16 protein-coding genes are annotated in these 17,344 nt (G+C 35.1%); 7 read left to right on the forward strand and 9 right to left on the reverse strand.

Features of this window, described 5'->3' with window-relative positions:
* Positions 1–126: 126 nt before the first annotated feature.
* The 3 genes from C6H17_RS04730 to C6H17_RS04740 form a co-directional block, all read right to left on the reverse strand.
* Entirely contained in the window at positions 127–711 is a 585-nt protein-coding gene (locus tag C6H17_RS04730) for a hypothetical protein (RefSeq protein WP_004088416.1), read from the reverse strand.
* A 30-nt stretch (positions 712–741) separates the two neighbouring features.
* Positions 742–1,341, reverse strand: coding sequence for a hypothetical protein (locus C6H17_RS04735; RefSeq protein WP_004088417.1), 600 nt, complete (start codon positions 1,339–1,341; stop codon positions 742–744).
* A 91-nt stretch (positions 1,342–1,432) separates the two neighbouring features.
* On the reverse strand, positions 1,433–1,996 hold the full coding sequence (locus C6H17_RS04740) for a hypothetical protein (RefSeq protein ID WP_004088419.1): 564 nt from the start codon (positions 1,994–1,996) through the stop codon (positions 1,433–1,435).
* Positions 1,997–2,429: 433 nt separating this feature from the next.
* Here C6H17_RS04740 and hemB point away from each other — a divergent pair, with 433 nt between their 5' ends.
* From hemB to C6H17_RS04755, 5 genes are all read left to right on the forward strand, one after another.
* Positions 2,430–3,410 carry a porphobilinogen synthase gene (hemB, locus tag C6H17_RS04745; protein ID WP_005217032.1) on the forward strand — a complete coding sequence of 327 codons (981 nt, stop codon included), beginning with the start codon at positions 2,430–2,432 and terminating at the stop codon, positions 3,408–3,410.
* Positions 3,411–3,701: 291 nt separating this feature from the next.
* Positions 3,702–3,842, forward strand: coding sequence for a hypothetical protein (locus tag C6H17_RS12140; RefSeq protein WP_155243498.1), 141 nt, complete (start codon positions 3,702–3,704; stop codon positions 3,840–3,842).
* Positions 3,826–3,981: a hypothetical protein gene (locus C6H17_RS12455; protein ID WP_020995487.1), complete on the forward strand. Its 156-nt coding sequence runs from the start codon at positions 3,826–3,828 to the stop codon at positions 3,979–3,981. The genes C6H17_RS12140 and C6H17_RS12455 overlap by 17 nt, the downstream gene beginning before the upstream one ends.
* 192 nt (positions 3,982–4,173) lie before the next feature.
* Positions 4,174–5,535 carry a class II 3-deoxy-7-phosphoheptulonate synthase gene (locus tag C6H17_RS04750; protein ID WP_005217030.1) on the forward strand — a complete coding sequence of 454 codons (1,362 nt, stop codon included), beginning with the start codon at positions 4,174–4,176 and terminating at the stop codon, positions 5,533–5,535.
* A 238-nt stretch (positions 5,536–5,773) separates the two neighbouring features.
* Positions 5,774–7,033: a DUF2972 domain-containing protein gene (locus C6H17_RS04755; RefSeq protein WP_158655004.1), complete on the forward strand. Its 1,260-nt coding sequence runs from the start codon at positions 5,774–5,776 to the stop codon at positions 7,031–7,033.
* Positions 7,034–7,346: 313 nt separating this feature from the next.
* Here the strand turns inward: C6H17_RS04755 and coaBC are convergent, their stop codons facing one another.
* From coaBC to C6H17_RS04785, 6 genes are all read right to left on the reverse strand, one after another.
* Positions 7,347–8,606: a bifunctional phosphopantothenoylcysteine decarboxylase/phosphopantothenate--cysteine ligase CoaBC gene (gene coaBC, locus C6H17_RS04760; RefSeq protein WP_005217010.1), complete on the reverse strand. Its 1,260-nt coding sequence runs from the start codon at positions 8,604–8,606 to the stop codon at positions 7,347–7,349.
* A gap of 496 nt (positions 8,607–9,102) precedes the next feature.
* A complete protein-coding gene (locus C6H17_RS12860; protein ID WP_020995483.1) occupies positions 9,103–10,575 on the reverse strand; it encodes a phospholipase D-like domain-containing protein in 1,473 nt (490 codons plus the stop codon).
* A gap of 8 nt (positions 10,576–10,583) precedes the next feature.
* Entirely contained in the window at positions 10,584–12,215 is a 1,632-nt protein-coding gene (locus tag C6H17_RS04770) for a DEAD/DEAH box helicase (RefSeq protein ID WP_005217007.1), read from the reverse strand.
* Complete coding sequence (locus C6H17_RS04775) at positions 12,208–12,678, reverse strand: hypothetical protein (protein ID WP_005217005.1); 471 nt, start codon at positions 12,676–12,678, stop codon at positions 12,208–12,210. The genes C6H17_RS04770 and C6H17_RS04775 overlap by 8 nt, the downstream gene beginning before the upstream one ends.
* Positions 12,679–12,754: 76 nt before the next feature.
* A complete protein-coding gene (locus C6H17_RS04780) occupies positions 12,755–12,964 on the reverse strand; it encodes a hypothetical protein (protein WP_104731363.1) in 210 nt (69 codons plus the stop codon).
* 32 nt (positions 12,965–12,996) lie between these two features.
* A complete protein-coding gene (locus C6H17_RS04785; protein WP_020995482.1) occupies positions 12,997–13,986 on the reverse strand; it encodes a protein kinase domain-containing protein in 990 nt (329 codons plus the stop codon).
* Positions 13,987–14,209: 223 nt separating this feature from the next.
* Here C6H17_RS04785 and C6H17_RS04790 point away from each other — a divergent pair, with 223 nt between their 5' ends.
* Entirely contained in the window at positions 14,210–15,442 is a 1,233-nt protein-coding gene (locus tag C6H17_RS04790; RefSeq protein WP_005216990.1) for an ABC transporter permease, read from the forward strand.
* An 83-nt stretch (positions 15,443–15,525) separates the two neighbouring features.
* Entirely contained in the window at positions 15,526–16,956 is a 1,431-nt protein-coding gene (locus C6H17_RS04795; protein ID WP_005216989.1) for a hypothetical protein, read from the forward strand.
* Positions 16,957–17,344: the final 388 nt, after the last annotated feature.

The raw sequence follows: 17,344 nt of genomic DNA on the forward strand, positions 1-17,344 counted from the left end.
TGAAAGATTTTAAGTGAAATAAAACACCTCAAAACAACATGTTACAAATCAAAGCCCTAGATTTTCGAGAAAATCTAGGATGGCAATGCGAATCAACAAGTCGTTAAAGAGGCAATAGCATGGGGATTATCTTGTGCCACACTCAAATACATTAGCATGGATTCTGTAAGTGAGAATTTTGCCATTTTGAGGAATTTTTTCCCAAGCTGTACAATCTTTCTCTTCGTATTTACCATCACTTACTCTCATTTCACAAGTCATAGCTTCTTTTGTCAATTTAAGTAAAATTCTGCTGTCTTCATTTACCAATTCAGAAGCGTGATTTCTTAAATCATTTGTTGCACCTTCTCTAATATCTTCGAAAGAAGGTGGAACTTTACCATCAGAGCTATCTTTACCTTCAACCTCACCAAGCAACTTACAAGTATAAGGAATGCTATACGCTACAGCAATCCCTCTTGCTTCCTCATTTAATCTCTTAGGCTCATACGCTGGAAGTTGAGGAACCTTAACATAAGGTGCAACTTTTGTTACAGTAATCTCTCTTGCAGCATTCACTGTAACTTCAACCTCTTTGCTATAATTCACCTTACCTTTTGAACCGCTGTAATTTCCACCTTTCTGCTTTGGTTGAGAAGAACAAGCAACCAAAAGAGAAACAGCACCTACTGCCAAACCTACTTTAGCAAAACTATTAACTAATTTCAACATTTTTCCACCTTATAAAAATAAAATCAAAGATTATCTTGCACCGCAATCAAAAACATTAGCATGGATTCTGTAGTATAGAATCTTACCATTACTTGGTATCTGTGTCCATGTTGTGCAGTCTTTTTCATCAAATTGATCGCCCTCATTGCGAAGTTCGCAAGTCATAGCCTCTTTAACTGGGGTAAGCACTATTCTATCTCTTGAATCTACAAGATCCATAGTGCCGTTTCTCAAGTCATTCAAAGCACCTTCCCTGATTTGCTCGAAAGAGGGAGCAGCTTTACCATCAGAGCTATCAATGCCTTCAGCCTCACCCAACAACTTACAATTCAAAGGAACGCCATTTACAACAGCTATACCTTTTGCATCATCAATAAGTGGTTTTGGCGTATATTGTGGCAATCTAGGCAACTTATAGTATGCATCACTTGAGCTTTTTGTAATCGTAAGCTCTCTAGCAACATCGATATTTTCGTTTCTTTCTTTCAACGACTTTGAATCTGTTGTTTGAGTAGAATAAGACTGTGCATCACTATCTGCCTCGACACTAACAACTTCATCTGCCAGAGCAACACAAGAAACAACACTTGTAGCAATCAAACCAGCTTTTAGCAAATCTTTAACCAACATATTAACCCTTTATATTTAAATTTTCAATTACTCTACCGAACATAGACTCCCACACTCACTGGGAATCTACGCAACCAAACACAAGCAATACTTACTTCTCGCCACACTCAAATACATTAGCATGGATTCTGTAAGATAGAATCTGCCCATTGTCCGGTAGTTTATTCCAAAGAGTGCAATCTTCTTCTTGATACTTATCTTTCTTTGTTCTCATCTGGCAAATCATAGCTTCTTTAGTAACAGAAAGCATTAATCTTTGACCACCTCTTACAAGATCAGCAGCCTGATTTCTCAAATCATTAGTTGCACCCTCTCTGATTTGCTCAAAAGTTGGTCCAGCTTTACCGCTTGCTTCATCTTTACCTTCAACCTCACCCAATACCTTACAATTGTAAGGAACACTATACGCAACAGCTATACCTCTTGCATTCTCATTAAGAGTTTTTGGCTCGTATGGAGGATGCTGAGGATCAATAGCATAACCTACTGCCTTATAAACAGCAAACTGACGAGCATTAGGCTCAAGTTCTTGAGAAGCATACTTAGCATTTTTGCTTTTCTTTGGCTCTCCAGAGCAAGCCGCCAACATTAAAACAGAACCTGCCACTAAACCAACTTTTACAGAATGGTTCAAGACTTGTTTGTAATTCAACATTTTTACACCTTTTTAGTAAAATTAAAAACATGATAAGCATGACTAGCACACAGCACAATGTTTTTTATCCCGTTATGCTATCAAAAAAAATAAAAAAAATCAAGTAAAAGCTATAAAAAATATGTAGAATAGCTGAAATTTACAACCGATTAACACAAAAATGCTTTAAACATAAAATAATTAATCTAAAGTCATCGGCTTTAATCTTAATGTTATCTAGGATTATCTTGGATAATAAAGTCAATTTCTCTCGTAATATTGCGGAAACAATAATAATGTAACAAAACTGCGCTAAAAAAATCTAAATCTCACATAAACATAAATTAAAACAAATTCCAAAACACAATCCCTCCCAACCCCTTTATTAAAAACATAAAATTATTATGTATAATGCAAAGATTTAGTGAAAATACAAGAAACAAAAGGATAAAAAGTGTTTCAAAGAAAAAGGCGATTGCGTTTAAATAGTGTTATGCGAAATCTTGTGCGTGAAAATGCCTTGAGTGTCAATGATTTTATCTATCCCCTATTTATAGTAGAAGGCAAAGGTATTAAAAATGAGATAGATTCTATGCCCGGTGTGTTTCAAATGAGTTTAGATAATATCCTAAAAGAATGTGAAACTTTACAGAATCTAGGCATTTATGCTATCTTATTATTTGGTGTGCCACCGCAGCATAAAAAAGATTCTAGCGGCTCTTACACATGGGATAAGCATGGCATTATCCCGCAAAGCGTCCAAGAGATAAAAAAGCATTTTCCACAAATGTATGTTATCGCTGATGTGTGCTTTTGTGAATATACAGAACATGGGCATTGTGGTATCTTAGATTCTAAAATACAATCTGTTGATAATGATGCTACTCTTTTGAATCTTGCTAAGCAAAGCGTGGTATTAGCGCAAAGTGGAGTGGATATGCTTGCCCCAAGTGCTATGATGGATGGGCAAATTCTAACCATGCGTAATGCCCTAGATTCTAATGATTTTGTGAATCTCCCCATTATGAGTTACTCTACAAAATTTGCTAGTGCATATTATGGTCCTTTTAGAGAAGTCGCACAAAGTAGCCCTAGCTTTGGCGATAGAAAGAGTTATCAAGAAGATAGTGCAAATGCTAGAGAAGCTATCCTTGAAAGTCTAAATGATGAGAGTGAAGGGGCTGATATACTCATGGTAAAACCTGCCTTAGCCTACCTTGATATAGTAAAATCAATACGAGAAAAAAGCCTACTGCCACTTGCTGTATATAATGTGAGTGGTGAATACGCTCTGCTTAAAGCTGGAGAAAAGCTTGGCATTATCGATTATGAAAAAGTTATGCTTGAAACCTTACTTAGCTTTAAAAGAGCAGGGGCTGATATTATCATCACCTATCATGCAAAAGAAGCAGCTAAGATTCTAAAAGGCAATTAAGCAAAATATAATGAAACTATATGATTTACAATATTAAAATATTGTATATTTTTACTAAAAAATATTACTTTTTAAAGAATATGCAAATAAAAATATTATAGAATCTTGCTTTGTAAAGTGAAGCGGAAAAAACGAAAGAAGCTTAAGAAAAATCTTAAGCTATTGAAAGAAGTTTTAAAAGTCGTATCACTTATAACAGGTATAGCCTACATGCTAAGACTATTATTAGGATACTAAAGAAAAAGCCCCTTAGGAGAGGGGCAAGGGAATTATAACATAAAGGGGCTTAATATGGATTTTCTATTTTGGTGTATGGGTGTATTTATATGTTGTCAGTTATTTTTTAATTGCTGTAACGACAGAGAAATCAAGGCATTAAAAGATAGAATCAACAAGCTAGAAAAAGGAGCTAACAATGTGGAAGCTACTTGAGAATATAGGCTTGGGTTTGTTTGTGAATGCCTTGTATTCTATAATGAATCTAAATTTTGAAACAGCACCTTTTATAGTGCTAGTGCTAAGTGTGATACTTATGAGTATGTCAATTTATAGTCAAAGGAAAAATAAATGAGTGCATGGGATATAACAGCGATTATAACCGCAATTATTACGGCTATGGCAGGGATAAAGTTAGTAATTGACTTGAGAAAGGAGAAATAAATGAGCAATAACATGATACAACAACGCAAAAATGCAGTTATGGTTTTGCTTGAGAATAAACAGATACAAGAGCGATTATGTGTTTTATGAAGAAAGGAATACAATGTCTATAACAACAACTACATGGAATAAAAGCAGTTGGAGAGATTTCCCAATCAAGCAGCACCCAATCTACACAGATAAGAGTGCTATAGAATCTGTAGAGAAAGAGCTATCAGGCTTACCACCATTAGTATTTGCTAAAGAAGCAGATAGTTTGAAAGAAAAGTTTGCAAAGGCTAGTCGCGGCGAAGCATTTGTATTGCAAGGGGGCGATTGTGCGGAGAGTTTCTCACAATTTAATGCAAATAATATTAGAGATATGTTTAAGATTATTTTGCAAATGAGTGTGATTCTAACCTTTGCTTCAGGCTGTCCAATAGTGAAAGTCGGTCGTCTAGCAGGGCAGTTTGCAAAGCCTAGAAGTAGCGATACAGAAACAATTAATGGCATAAGCTATCCTAGCTATCGTGGTGATTTAATCAATTCTCAAGAGCTTGATAAAAGAGAGCCAGATCCCACAAGGCTATTAAAGGGCTATCATCAAAGTGCTAGCACACTCAATCTTTTGCGTGCATTTTCACAAGGTGGATTTGCGAATTTAGAGCAAGTGCATTTATGGAATCTTAGCTTTGTTGAGAATAATAACTTTGGTAAAAAATACGCCGAATTAGCAAGCGATATAGCAAAATCCCTGCGTTTTATGAAAGCATGTGGCATTGATACAAATAACACTCGACAGCTTAAAGAAGTATCCTTTTACACTTCACATGAAGCCCTTGTATTGCATTATGAAGAGGCGCTAACAAGGCAAGATTCACTAAGTGGCAATTGGTATGACTGCTCTGCACACATGCTATGGATAGGGGAGAGGACACGCGATATTGACCACGCACATTTAGAGTTTTTGCGTGGTGTTAAAAATCCACTTGGGGTAAAAATAGGACCAAATGCTACAAAAGATGATATTCTAAAAATCTGCGATATTTTAAATCCACATAATGAAGCAGGACGACTGAATCTTATCGTGCGTATGGGAGCGGATAAAATCGGGGATAAATTCCCAAAATTGCTTAAAGAAGTATGCAGTGAGGGGCGTAATATCTTATGGAGTTGCGATCCAATGCATGGTAATACAAAAGTAGCAAGTAGCGGTTATAAAACCCGTGCATTTGAAGATATTGTGAGTGAGATTGAGCAGTTTTTTGCCATACATGCAGCACAAGGCAGCATTGCAGGTGGTGTGCATCTTGAGATGACTGGAGCTGATGTAACAGAATGTGTAGGTGGCATACAAGCTATTGCCGAAGACAAACTACATACAAACTACCACACACAATGCGATCCACGACTAAACGCCACACAAGCCCTAGAGCTAAGCTTTATGTTAGCACAAATACTTTCTCAACGCGGAGCTAAGATATGAGAAATACATCATGCAAAAACATAAGAATTGCGATAAAAAATTATGTAAATAAAGCACTGAATGTGAAATTAATCATTCCATTACACGCAGATTTGCGCAATGATTCAAGTGGGGGGGGGGGGGGCAAACCATCATTATTTTGCCACATTTGTGTGTCCCAAAGGTGCATGCTAAAAATTTTGCTTTAAAAATAAGCAGAAATATTATACGAAGATTCTGTAAAATTATTGCTTTTCGTTTGAGTTTTCATACATATAAAAAGCAAATTGCAGAATGGATTAATTCCGATGAATTTAGAGAATCTTATATAAATAAACATCACCCATACCCACCATTACTGAATCCAAAAACACTAGATTACAAACAGATTCCAGCTCAACTCGCATGGCAGCTAAATATTCCACTACAAGAAGATTATAGATTTATATTCCTATCTTTGCATGGTTGCGGTGGACATGCCATGCAAACATTTTTTCGACAATGTGATATAGCCATAAATACAAGGTTTAATACCGATAAAGATGACTATATGATACTCTATGATTATCTAAACAGCAACGACAAGCATAATTATATTGCGATATGGATACGCGGATATGATTTTGAAAACGATAAGTTCTACCATCTTCTTACAAAAAAAGTCCCAATTTTATGTGTCGTAAGAGATCCTATCTCGCTTTTAAAACCATTTATCAATCATTTGGGAAAAAATGGATACTCTGGAATTTCACCCATTACGCTGGATATGCCCTATCATGAAATTATACTGCCACCTGATTATATGTTTTTTCAATCAAGTAAAGATATGAGTGTAGCAAAGCTTAATGAAGTGTTATCTTATGTCGATAAGCGCGAGTATTTCTTAGCACAAAAAATACATCTTTTAGAAAAAAACATAGAATCTTTTCACTACATACCATTCAAAGATATTGGCATTGAGCATGGATTTGAGACATTTTGTGCTCTCGCAGAAAAGTTTGACTTCAAACCACCAAAAGATAAAACACCATTTCAAACAAAACTCAATGGAAGCAATAGTTGTTGGCTTTTTCCTGTTTGCGTAATATGTAGTAGAACACCGCATATTGAATTACACATTATTTTACACACTGACATGAGACTAAAAGATTCTCACTACAAAGATATTACAGCTATGATATTAGACAAAGAACCAACACTGGACTATAAAATCGCCATACTTATAAAGCAAGATGAATTGCAACTACTACAAAATGATAATACCCTTTTACAACACGCGTCTAACTACATAAAAGGCTATATGATATATCTGCAAGAATTAGAGAAGAGAGAAAAAGCAAGGCACATAAAAGAATATGATATGCTAGAATATTTTAAAAACAATAAAGAAGCATGTATGTATTTTCAAAGTATCTTAGAAAGAGAATACGCACATTTAAAAGAGCATCGCCCCGATATTATTGCAACATGGCAATACTATAACGAGTTTATGAAAATCTGTGAATGCCATAAAGAATGAAAGTGAAACTATATGGAGTTTATGCGACATAGGAATGCTAAACTATTTTGCATATCTGCCTTGTAAAAACACTGCAAACTTTAGAATCTAAAGATTACTTTCTTTTTAGCACAAAATTTCTATTTTAGAATTAGCGTATTAAGTTATAGGCATAAATAAAAAACATAAATTCTGTCAGACAGCCACACCTTAGAACTTTCTTTTAAATATGATTGCAAAATAGCAGCCATCAAAGTTTTTATTGTATATTACATACTCAATTGAGACAATTTGCAATCCTGCTTGACACCAAAATTTATCTATAAGCCTTATCTCAAACCCCAAGTGTTTGCAAATACGCACAAATCCCAAAGCTTACTTCAAGTTTTGTGCCTTGTATATATTTTTCAGAATCTTTTGTGATGAGATAGAGTTCATTGTGAGTAGCTCCAAAACTCATATTAGATTCACTGATAATATTAAGGCACATCATAGAGCATTGTTTTTTAATAAGTGCATTTTTTGCGTTAATCTTCGCATTTTCTTTGTCGCATTCTGCTTTAAAGCCAATCTTTATAAGATTATTCGCCTTTAGTGTCGCTAAAATATCTTTATTTTCATGCAACTCTAGAGTCATTGTATCGCCTAAATCTTTCTTTTTTAGCTTACCCTCTCTTTTATGTGGGATATAATCGCTTATTGCTGCTGCCATGAAGAGATAGATTTTCTCATTCTTTATAGAATCTATTGTATGTTTAAGTGCGTTTTCATAATCTTTTGAGCTTTTTACTTGTATGTGTTTAATGCTTGGCGGTAAGATTATGGGCGATTTCGAGCTAATGAAAATGACTTTCGCACCTAAATAATAGAGCGCTAAAGCAAGATTGCTTGCCTGCATACCGCTTGAATGATTGCTAATACATCGCACAGAATCAATCTCTTCAATACTGCCACCACCTGTAACAATGGCGTATTTATCCTGCCAGTATGGATTGTTAAAAATAGCTTTCTTTAAGGCAAAAAGCATAGTTTCAGTATCCGCCATCGCCCCATTGCCTATATCACCACATGCTAGCATACCTAAGGCTGGGTTAATAATCTCATAGCCGCTATTTTTTAGAATCTCTATGTTGTTCTGCGTAATGGGATTTTCTAGCATGAGAGTATTTGCACTTGGGGCGAGAAGCTTTGGGATATTTGGCAGGGCAAGGGCGGTTGATAGGTAGATATTGTCAGCAATGCCATTTGCGAGTTTATTGAGACTATTTGCAGTGAGTGGTGCAAAAAGGGCAATATCAGCCCATTTCGCATAGCCAATGTGATTTTGCGGTGGGTTGGAATCTTTTTGCATATTAGATTCTAAAGTGTTTGGATCCGTGTAAGGCATACTAGCCCAGCATTCATTACTATCATGAAGCAAGGGCGTATTGCTTAGCGTCTCAAAGCTTAGAGGCGTGATGAATTTCAATGCACTTTGCGTAGCGACAACGCGGACTAATGCCCCATCTTTACGCAAAGATCTAATTAGCATTAAAATCTTATAAATCGCAATAGAGCCACTCACAAATATGAGAATCTTTTTATCTTTTAACATATTTTTCCTTTATGTGCTTATGTGCGATTATACTTAATAATGGGGGAAAATGCAACTATGAGATTTTTGGGTGAAATATGCTGAGTATTTTGAGTTGTGTTTGATGTGTATAAACCTACTGCCCTCTAGGGTCATAACTCTGCTTTGTTGTTGAATTTGTGGCAAAAGCACATTTAAAGTCAAGTAAAACTAACAGGGATATATCAAGCAATTAGGGTATATATACATAAGATAAGCAATTTGTAAGAACTTTTGCCTGCAACAAGTATTAAGTATTTAATACTTGTTACTTTATTTTGCCCTTTTGTCTTTTCACCGCATTCCGCATAATCTCTATGTCCTTGAAGCCCATAAGTCCCAAGTTCAATCCATGTATTGCGATACCTTACAATAATATATTGTATTTTATTGTCTTTAAAATTGGATAATATATGAAATCTCTTTAATTAAGTATAAATAAACTTAGATATTGGTATTTCTTGCACATTTAGCTATACTATTTTTTAAACTTTACTATCTCTTTTTGTATAGAATCTTTATTTTTTACCACACTTGAAGTCTCGCCTCTTATATCGCCATCTTTATCAGCTAATCCCCCAAAACTTAGCCAGTTAAAACTCCCTATAATCATAAATTCATCATCACATATCAAAATTTTTGAGTGATTATCATCTGTGTTTGCTTTAAAGTTTGGATAAGATTTATCCCATTTGTCAAAAAGCATTTTAGATTCTGGATCAATAGGAGCTTTCTCAAATCTATTGCGTGGTTTTAGTCCATATTTGATAGAAACTTTTATGCCTTTTTGCAGTGCAGACTCTATGTGCTTTTCATATTCTTTTACTACATTGTGTCGCACCCAAGGGCTATGGATATAGACTGCTTGTTTTGCCATTTCAAGCGCGTAGAGTAAATAGTCTTTATGCTGTGTTGTCTCTATGGTTGCTCCCTCGCTTAGATCAAGCTCTAAATTGACTTGCTTTTGTATTACTTCTGCTGTGAGATTACTAAATTTCTCTATATTTTCTTTAAAAGCTTTATTTTCATTTGCTTTAAATTTACTTGTATCAATAAGTGTGGCAAAAAGCTTTGTGGCTGTTCTATCTATCTCATATTTTTCATTAATCACTAGGATTTTTTCTCCCTCTGCGGCATTTTTATAAAAAAGGCAAAAATAACTAGTAAAAAACTTTTTTGGTTCTTTTACCTCATCAATCGCTACAATGTCATATTCTGTTTTAGACACCTTGGATTCTGCATTTGCATTTTGACCTTTTTCTTCCCTATCATCTAGCTCATCGAGTGCCTCTCGTAAGACTTGCTTTAAAGTTAGATTATCTTTGAACTCATTATGCAGCTCTTGTGTCCTTGGGCGTTTTTGTGAATCTGGCTTTAACTCTATGGCTTCTTTATCTACCCTGTCTTCTAAATGTATATCCTTAGCTCTTTGTGCGACTGCTACAACATCGCCAAAGATTGCATCAATTTGCACATACGCACTTGCTTGCTCTATCACTCTTTCTTTGCGTTTTTGTAGCAGTTCTTTTCCATTTTTACTAAGCTTTAAAACACCGCTACGATTTTCCACATAGCCCTTAATCTCTAAATCACTCAAAATACTATGAAAAATCTCGCCATCAAGCTGTGTAATATCCTTTAGTGTGGCAATATTGCTTTTATCCTGCATTTTCTCTAGCTCACTAATGATATGTAAAATCTCTGCTAAAATTGGGTGAAGCTCTAGCATTTTTGCTACGCGATAATGTATCTGCGCTTTATAGTAGGGGTAATACACACGCCTTGCGTCATAGAATATAAAGTTTGTGTCTTCTTCATCTTCTTTTTTTACAGCAAGTTCGTTATCTAAAGATTCTTTATTATCAATATGGTATCTTGCGTATTTATGCGTGAGTAGCTCTAAGTCTCTATCTAGTTTTTGTGGATTATTTGTATTTCTTTTCTTTGCCATAGTTGCCCCTATTGTTTAGAATCTGTAAGTCCTATCACTTGATATTTTTCTGTGCTATCAAACTCTTTGATAATCGCACTAAATGGATTTTCCCCTTCACTTACACTAGCTGTGCGTAGATATTCTTTATCACCAATGATAAGTAAAAGTTTTTTGGCTCTGGAGAGTGAGACATTGAGCCGTTTTCTATCAGCGATAAAGCCTATTTCGCTTCCTTGTCTTTTTTTCTGTGTTTGTTGCGTATTTTTTGCTTTAGAGCTTCGCACACAATCATAGATAATCATATCTCTATCACTTCCTTGGAAGCTATCTACTGTGCCTATATCTATGCTAACATTTGCTTTTTTATACTCTTCTTGTATATTTTTTAGCTTCCTTTCTAGCAATTTACTTTGGTCTTTATAGGGTGTGATAATGCCTATATCTTTGATCGTTACACTTTCTAGAATCTGATCTTTTAAACTTTTTAATGTGTGATAGATAATACTTGCATTACAACGATTGATTTTCCCTGTGCCTTGTTGTGAGTCTTGCTTATCACTTCGTTTGCCTGTATCAAGCCACACTGCATTTGTTTTAAAAGCTCTTAAATTATGTGCTTTTGCAGCACTTATTTTAGGCTTTGTTTGTAAACTGCCTTTATAGAACGCGTTACTATATAAATCACAAATGCTTTTATGCGCCCTGTAATTATAGGTGAGTGTATGTTTGAAATTTTCCAAATATGCATAATCCTTGCTTTTAGATTCTATGCGTTCAAAAAATCGTTCAAAAAGCGAAGTAGTTACATCTTTTTTATCTGCCCTAAACTCATCACTGCCTTTTTTAGAATCTGCATTGAGCTTTTCTATCACATCGTCATCTACCACAGGGGCTAGCTGCTTATGATCGCCTACAAGGATAATGTGCTTTGCTTTAATGCAAGGCACAAGCAGCTCGCTTAATGTCGCCCTACCTGCTTCATCAACGATAGCTACATCAAATACCACATCTCTAAAGCTCTTCCACGATGAAATCCCTAATAATGTCCCAAAAAATAGACGGATATCTTTAGTAAAAAGTCTAAAGGTTTCATTATCTCTTTTGCCTTTTGTTTTTGTGGTATCCGCATTTGCCATTTTGCTACTTAGTGTTTCAAGCGTTTTTAAAAAGCCTTGTTGTAGCTCTTGCAGCCTAGATTCTATCATAGGGTTAGAATCTGTGATTGTGTTGTGCTTGATACGCTCTCTATTTTCTTTTAGAATCTTATCTAGCACTTTGTCTGGCGTATATTGCTTGGCGATTTCGCTCATTTTTCTTTCATCATTACCTATGCGAAATATTTTATCTTCCCCATTTGGATTAGCTTCACTCACACATATTTTTTCTAGCACATTATCCACAGCTTGGTTGCTTTGAGAGGTGATAAGGATTTTATAATGTTTATGGAATCTTTGATATTGTTTTACTATCTCAGTTATGGTAGTAGTTTTCCCTGTGCCGGGTGGTCCTTGTATGAGTAATATCTCACATTCACGCTCTAGGCTTAGAGCTTTTCTCACAGCTTCTTGCTGATTTTCATCTAAACTTCCATTAAAATAGTTATCTATCTCTCTTTGCTCATTTTCTTTTAGCTCTGTTGGGTCATTGATTTTACGCAAAAGATTTGGGATTTGCGTGTTGCCTTTTTTTTAGCTCTTCTAATGCTGTATTTTGCTTATTCCATATTATCTCTCTTACTTGATAATCACACGAGACAGCCCATTCTTTTGTTTTTAGCTCTTTTTCTTTAGATTCGGCAAATAAGACATCATATTCTTCTTTCAACTTAATGGTGATTTGTTTAGTTTTGGGCTCATACTTTTTGACTACACCCTTGAAACTATCATCTTGTCTTAAGGAATTAAGATTATCTTTCTCTTGGATTATCACATCTTCGTTAGGTTTAAATGGTGGTGTAAAGTTTTGGATAGATTCTTTAGAATCTTTAGGGCTAGATTCTATCTCATTTTCTTGCCTATCTTTAGGCTCAGTCAAGGTGAATATCAGCTCATCTGCTCCCCTTTTGATCTCTGTAAGCTTTGCACAATGTGTCTTTTTCTTAGAATCTATATCTTTTTTCATTGCTTCCAGCAGTCTCTCTTCACTTCTAATCGCTTTTACATCAATTCTTTTTTGCTCTATCTCTAGTTTATTAAGTTTAAAAGCGATAGTCTAGCTCGTTTTTAAGTTTTATAACGCTTGAAGTATCTTTGTCTTTTGCTTCCCATCCCTTTGTTGTAAAGACAAAATTATGTCGCAGTTCTAAGCCCTCAGTAGCGATTTTCTCTATCCATGTCGGTTCATTTTCACGCACCTGCCACACCCATAGGTAGCTATCCGTATTTTTTACTGCAGAGCAGATAAACACCAAATCATTGATAGCGATTTCTAGTTTAGATTCTAGCTCGCCGCTTTTTTTATTTTTTTCTTCAAATTGTCGTATATATGCGGTGTAGCCTGTAATTCTCTCTTGGTATGTTTCATTATAGAATCTGGCTCATCAACATCTAAATTATTATTTTCCGCATACATCTCAAGTGTTTTGTCTCTTCTGCATCGCAATTCATAGGTATTCTTTGGCACTGCTTTATCATAGAGTCTTAGAATCTCTCTGTGTAAATCACTTTCTTTGCGTGAATCACTTAGAGAAATTCTATCTTCTGGCTCAACACAACAGCACTTTTTCACAAGTAGCAATATCTCATTTTCAATATCTGTAAGCTCATAGTCTTCTAGCACTTCTTGCAATGTCTTTTCTAAATCTTTTGGTGAGCTATAGGAATTTAGATTATCACAATCTTCAAAGCTATCAAGCAAAAGCTTTAGCATACAAAGCCCAAAGGCATAAATATCACTTTTTATACTTGGAGTAGAATCTATAAACCCCATCTGCTCTGGCGCGTAGAATCTAAGCCCACCCACCTTTTGTGTAAAATCTTTGTAATAATAACTCTTACCAAAATCAAGCAAAAAGACTTGATAGTTTTCTTCATTGCTTGTATCAATTAAGATATTACTAGGATTGATATTGCCGTGATATAAGCCTTGTGTATCAATGTATTGCAAAGCTCCGCACAGCTGCAGATAGCACTCAAAGAGATGTTTATAATCTTCTTCATCATAATCAACCATAAAAGTATCACTAAGATTCTCTAAATCAAAGCGTTCTTTTATAAGATAAAAATGCCTAGCATCTTCTTCTACTTGAATGGTTGAGAGATTCTTATGGCTAAGATGATTAAGCCTACTTGCTATAAAAGAAAAGCTCTCATTATTTTCATCTCGTTTTATTTGCGTGATCTCAAACTCTTTATCCACATATTGTGCTTTATATTTGTCTTTATCTAGTGTTTCTATAATCTCGTATTTACCTAGAATCTTTTTTGTCAATGTAATACCCCAAATACAAATTTAAATATTATTCAAAACCGAAATTATATCATTTTTTACAGATGACACAGAGTATTAACCTTTCATTTCCGCAAGATTCTATCCAGTTATTTTTATTTATGTCTTATCGTTAAAACCCCCGCACTCACACTCAGTTATTTAGAAACCTAAAATGATTTTGTTATAATACTTAAAATTTTATGGCTTCACAAAAAGGGATTCTATGCAAAATACACGCCTTATAACATTTATATTGCGACATTATCTTAAGTTTGATAAAACGCAGCCTTTTATATCAATCACTGCGATTTTAGCTTTTCTTGGTGTGGGTGTGGGCGTTATGGTGCTTTTGGTAACGATGAGTATTATGAATGGCATGATAAAAGAGTTTGAACACAAGCTTTTTATAATGAATTATCCAATTACTATTTTTGCAACTTCTAATAGAGGGCTATCAAAAGAGCTTTTAGAGTATCTAGAAGAAAAGTTTCCAAAATTAAAATTTAGCCCATATATGCAAACACAAGCAGTAATCCGCATGAATGCAGAAATCTATCCACTCGTCGTGTATGCAATCGATCTAGAGAGAGAGAAAAATGTCAATAAGGTCTTATATGAAAGTCGCACAAAAGAGTTTAGCAATACCTTTAATCTCATTATGGGTGAGACATTTTACTACTCACTTGGGCTAAATAAAGATGAAAAAGTTACACTCATATTTACAGAGCTTGCCCCAACAGGCATAGCCCTTACCCCAAAGATGAAAAAATTTGGCATTGATGGCACTTTTACAAGTGGTCTGCGAAACTATGATAACTCTATCGTTTATACGACTTTTGAGGCATTACAAGCATTGCGTGGTGTGGGAAATGGGGCTTATGAGGGATTTCATATCTTTTCTAATGAGCCTATGAAAGATATAGAATCTATCCGCCTTGCTATAGAATCTTATATGAAAGAGAGTGGTAATATCGTGCATGCAGAAGCACAAGGCTGGTGGGAGCAAAATGGCAATTTCTTTGCGGCTATGGAGTTGGAGAAAAAGGCTTTGTTTTTAGTGCTTATGCTAATTATTCTTATGGCGAGTTTAAATATTATTAGCTCATTGCTTATGGTTGTGATGAATAGGCGAAAAGAGATTGCCCTGCTGATTAGTCTTGGGGCAAGTAAGAAGCATGTAAAGCAGATATTTTTCCGCTTAGGTGCGGTGATTGGCGGGAGTGGCATTGTATTTGGCGTAATTGGGGCATTTATTGTCATGTGGATTCTAAAAACTTTTGATATTATCTCAATCCCTGCTGATGTGTATGGTGTATCAAAACTGCCTATTGAGTTACTTTGGAGTGATTTATTATGGACTATCATTGGAGCATGTGTTATTGTGTGCTTATCGTCATATTATCCTGCTAAAAAAGCAAGCAAAATAGATGTATTGCAAGTCTTGCGTAATGAGTAGAATTTTAGATTATTGTGTTTGAAAATACATGTTTTTAGATATAATATAAAGTTTTATGTTTTGTCATAACTTAAGGAGCAATAATGCTAGAAGGGCAAATTATAAGTTTAGATCCTGCAAATAAAGAGGGTAAAGTAGAGCAAACACTCAATAAACGCGTTTATCCATTTACCTTTGATGTGTGGCAGGGCGAAGAAGAAGAGTTAGCAACAAACATTGAGGTTGAGTTTGTGGTAGAAAATCGCGTTGTCGTAAAAATGCAGTTAAAGATTTCATTAGAAGATGAAGAGGCAATACCTGTTACGAAATCTCCAGAAGATTGCATTAACGAATATTTTGCAAGAGAAAAGAATATCTTAAGTCATCATCATGATTTTATTGAGGGCAATAAAGAGCTTGACTTTATGCGTATGAAACGCTTTTTATTTACCGCCTATAATGATTTGTGTGATTTAGATTCTATGCTTGAAAACAAAGAGTTAAAAGCGGTTAAGCACGAAGTTGCATCACTATATAGAGACTTTGAAGAGTATAATAAAAAGACGCAATATCCACTGCCCTATGCTTTTGAGAGAATCTTTTTGGTGCGACAAGTCTCTTACACTCATTTAGAGCAATATATCGAAGATGTGAAAATAGGCATGGCAGGTGCAAAGGCAGAATCTGAACCACTTGGCAGAAGACTTGAAGAAGAAGAGCGGACTTTAAGGCTTATGCCTGATAAAAAAAGCAAGGAATACTTAGAGTTTGAAAAAGAAGTGAAAGTTTTACGCAGAAGATTTGTAGATTTGATAGATTATATCGCCAAACAAAAAGATATTATCGCAAGAGAGAGTGCGAGATTGCAAGTCTTTAAAGAAAAGCATTTTCAAACCTTTGCCGATGTATTTGCACCCATGACCGCTGAAATAAAGGGGCGTTTTATAAAGCTACTTAATACAAAAGGCTATGAGCTAGATAAGGCGATGTGGGCGCGTGCAAAGACAAATCAGTATGTAAAGAAATTTTTCCGCGATGCAGACATTCATGGTGGATATAACTCAAAGACTTACTTACGCTATTTTCTCAAAGGGCTTGATAAAAATAAGGTCGTATCTGCAAAGACAAAAGAGCTTTTTGGCTTACTTAAAGACTTAGAAAAGCTTAGCATGCAAAATGTCATGGTGATACAAGAAAACGACACAAAGTCATTTAAATCCCAACAGCTTATTGAACGCGTAGATTCTGGACTTAAGGTAACAGTTGAGCATAATCCTTTTGATGCACTTGCAAAGCTAGGGGCAAAACCACAAGATATAGTTGTGCTTGATTATAAAAACATGGGATTACTAGCCTTTGATTTCATACGAGAATATAAAGCAACGCCAAATGCGAAGAACCCTGTGTTTATCGTAGTTACACCCACACCACTTGAATATGATGTAATGGAGGAAGGCAGAGCAATCGGCGTAGAATATTATGTATTAGCAAATGACGCTGAAGGCTTCTCTGACGCTATACGAATGGTTATTTAATCATTAGTTCTCAAAGATGCGATTAATTCAAGATTCTGTGAAATTTGAGAATCTCGCATGTCTTATTTAAAGCAGAATTACAAACATAAAGCTATATTGTATCTGCATGCTGAATCTTGTAGGTTGTGGTATTTGGGATTTTGAGAATCATTAGCATTCAAGGATTATATTTATTATACTTTCTGTGAATTTACTTTTAATCATGATAGACTAAGATTCTATGGGCAACATGTAAAATGCAACAGATATATCTATATAGATTCTAGAAAAGATGTTTCATTTCTAGCTACATTGCAACACAAAGTAGAATCTGTATTTTTAAGATTTTATGTTGTCTATTTGGTATCAAGCTTTACACTCCATTGCTTGAGAATTTCTACACAGCATA

Origin of the sequence: Helicobacter rappini, from assembly GCF_900198625.1 — a bacterium.
In the GTDB taxonomy this organism is placed as follows: domain Bacteria; phylum Campylobacterota; class Campylobacteria; order Campylobacterales; family Helicobacteraceae; genus Helicobacter_A; species Helicobacter_A rappini.

Excerpts from the sequence above, each read along its gene's own strand:
- C6H17_RS04730 (WP_004088416.1), bottom strand. The coding sequence starts at position 711 with ATGTTGAAATTAGTTAATAGTTTTGCTAAAGTAGGTTTGGCAGTAGGT.
- C6H17_RS04735 (WP_004088417.1), bottom strand. The coding sequence starts at position 1,341 with ATGTTGGTTAAAGATTTGCTAAAAGCTGGTTTGATTGCTACAAGTGTT.
- C6H17_RS04740 (WP_004088419.1), bottom strand. The coding sequence starts at position 1,996 with ATGTTGAATTACAAACAAGTCTTGAACCATTCTGTAAAAGTTGGTTTA.
- C6H17_RS12140 (WP_155243498.1), top strand. The coding sequence starts at position 3,702 with ATGGATTTTCTATTTTGGTGTATGGGTGTATTTATATGTTGTCAGTTA.
- C6H17_RS12455 (WP_020995487.1), top strand. The coding sequence starts at position 3,826 with ATGTGGAAGCTACTTGAGAATATAGGCTTGGGTTTGTTTGTGAATGCC.
- C6H17_RS04750 (WP_005217030.1), top strand. The coding sequence starts at position 4,174 with ATGTCTATAACAACAACTACATGGAATAAAAGCAGTTGGAGAGATTTC.
- coaBC (WP_005217010.1), bottom strand. The coding sequence starts at position 8,606 with ATGTTAAAAGATAAAAAGATTCTCATATTTGTGAGTGGCTCTATTGCG.
- C6H17_RS12860 (WP_020995483.1), bottom strand. The coding sequence starts at position 10,575 with ATGGCAAAGAAAAGAAATACAAATAATCCACAAAAACTAGATAGAGAC.
- C6H17_RS04775 (WP_005217005.1), bottom strand. The coding sequence starts at position 12,678 with ATGAAAAAAGATATAGATTCTAAGAAAAAGACACATTGTGCAAAGCTT.
- C6H17_RS04790 (WP_005216990.1), top strand. The coding sequence starts at position 14,210 with ATGCAAAATACACGCCTTATAACATTTATATTGCGACATTATCTTAAG.
- C6H17_RS04795 (WP_005216989.1), top strand. The coding sequence starts at position 15,526 with ATGCTAGAAGGGCAAATTATAAGTTTAGATCCTGCAAATAAAGAGGGT.